Below are 559 nucleotides of genomic sequence, written 5' to 3'. Positions count from 1 at the left end.
CAATAAGCGCAGCGCATTGCACCGTTTACAGCGCAGCTTTCGCACAAGTAATGGAGTACCAAATTAGTGGTGCAATTTCATTGCACCCTACGGCATTATTGACCGCTACGCGGCGCTCAGAAAGGTGGGTGNNTACTTTGCGGGTCAGTAGACAGACTTTCGCGCCATTGTTCCAGTTGATCTGCCGTGTATCCCCAGTGCGCCTTGGCTTGCATAGCTATGGTGTTCAGTTGATCGGCCTCGGTACGGCTTGCGTTGCGGATTCGCATTTGTGCTGTCTAACGTGTGAGTTCAGCGGGCGCCGCAGGCGATCCGCTGCAACGATGGGTTAGGCTGGTTGATGAACAATGACACATAACACACCTTGAACCCAAACTAAAAAAATGATGGCTGATTGTAAAGCGGGTAACGGAAATGGCCATGAACTTGCGCGATGCGTGCTGATTGTGAAACCGGAAAATCGCCGCGAACTCTACACAAAAAATTGCAGTCGACGATTTGACCGACGGACGTAATGCACGACAAATCAGAACACCGCCTAACAGTGATTAGATGGAAG

It is taken from the genome of Aeromonas popoffii (assembly GCF_000820025.1).
Lineage (GTDB): Bacteria > Pseudomonadota > Gammaproteobacteria > Enterobacterales > Aeromonadaceae > Aeromonas > Aeromonas popoffii.
Note: the sequence above shows the minus strand (reverse complement) of the source record.